This window comes from Oceanobacillus luteolus, from assembly GCF_042678205.1.
Classification (GTDB): Bacteria; Bacillota; Bacilli; order Bacillales; family Amphibacillaceae; genus Oceanobacillus; species Oceanobacillus luteolus.
In genome coordinates this window covers 1-1,663 of record NZ_JBHUDE010000081.1, presented here as the reverse complement: position 1 = coordinate 1,663, position 1,663 = coordinate 1, and the positions used below count along the sequence as shown (strand labels likewise).

Genomic DNA, 1,663 nt, shown 5'->3' with positions numbered 1-1,663 from the left:
TTCCAATTAAAGAATTCAGGAGGGTTATTTGGCATGTGCAAAATAAGTATATCACAATTAATTTAAGTTTTTTAGAGAAAAATATTGACAACTATTAGCTGGTTTTGTTTAAGTACATTCTTTCACAAAAATAACCCATAATCTTCATTGGCTACAGGTATGCAACCCAGTTCGTCGTCATTATAACTAGCACTAAGTATAATCCACCAAAGATCAGTTTTCTCTGTTTTTAAGTTGTAGACGTTTTAGAATTGGAAATCCCCATCCTTCATTAGCGGGACTTCAGTTCCACCTTCTTTAATGCCCACTACTTTCATATCTTCGGTACCAAAGGTCACATTGACTAACAAAAGTGAAGTATTCAGACCCGCTGCCTTCAACTCTTCCTCAGATTGGTCAATGCCATTTTGAATATTGGAGGGAGATGCATTTCCGATTCCAATATGACAGGCCGTATTTTCATCAAACAAGGTATTATAAAAAAGAGTATCTGCCTGAGCAAGAGGAGATTTATTAGAGACCAAGGCAATTTCACCTAGATAATGTGAACCTTCGTCTGTTTCGATGAGATTTTGTAACACTTCTTGTCCCTTTGCGGCATAATAGTCGGTAATCCGCCCATCTTTAAAAATTAGATAGAATTCATCGATGACACTTCCCCCATAGATAAGAGGTTTAGTACCTACCAATTTGCCATTCACCTTATTTTTATGTGGAGCAGTAAATATTTCTTCCGTAGGAATGTTCGGAAAGAAAGGTATTCCATTTTTATCTATCACACTCCCACCGATATAGAGATGATTTTTAGGTAGACCAACTAATAAATCAGTCCCACGGCTATTTGTAAAATGCAGGGCTTCAAATTGGCTCTCGTTCAGGATTTTTTTTCGAGACTCGAAGGCTCTATTGTGACTCTCCCAATCTTTTATAGAATTTTTCCCATCTGCACGAGTTCCTTTTAAAATTAATTTCCATAATGAATGCAGAGCTTCTTCTTTAGTTAAGTGAGGAAATACTTTAGTTGCCCATGTGAAGTTCGGGACAGCCAAAATACACCAGCGTATCTCGTGGGATCTAATCTTTGCGTAATGAGCCTTCAACTTGGTGCGAGAGGCCTTTTGGAAACGACTTATCCTTTCTGTAGAAACCTCCTTAAAGACATCTAAGTTTTCAGAAATAATATGGATGTATGCAGCACCAGCATCGTCCCACTCCTTAAAACGGGCAGCCTGCCAATCAGTTAAGTGATTGATGAAACTATCTGCTGCATTTAAGTAGAAATCTTTGGTAGACTGTTCATCTGTCCAATCTATAAATACATTTGAAGCTCCTGTCTCATAGGCTACCGTTTGGATTAGACGTGCAAACGTAGCATTTTGTATATCACTATGAATAATCAATGATTGATTTTTTTGCAGATTTACACCAGCTAGTATAGCAAGTTCTGCATACTTTTTTAACTGTGCTTCACTTATAAATTCATATATTCCTTTAATCATTTAATATCTCCCCTGTGATAAATTTACTACAGAACCCAGACCTACTTATACCAACCTGCCCCTTTCGTAATATAAGGTTAACCAGATATTTCTGGTTGACCATTTTTTATATGGTTTTATTATAACAGTAGCCGGGGTAGAACGTCTCTGCCCGTGGGACATTT

1 protein-coding gene is annotated in these 1,663 nt (G+C 37.2%); it reads right to left on the bottom strand.

Annotated elements, in window-relative coordinates; genetic code table 11:
• Positions 1–245: 245 nt before the first annotated feature.
• Positions 246–1,499 carry an aminopeptidase gene (locus ACFSBH_RS12280; protein WP_379597765.1) on the bottom strand — a complete coding sequence of 418 codons (1,254 nt, stop codon included), beginning with the start codon at positions 1,497–1,499 and terminating at the stop codon, positions 246–248.
• Between the last annotated feature and the right edge of the window lie 164 nt (positions 1,500–1,663).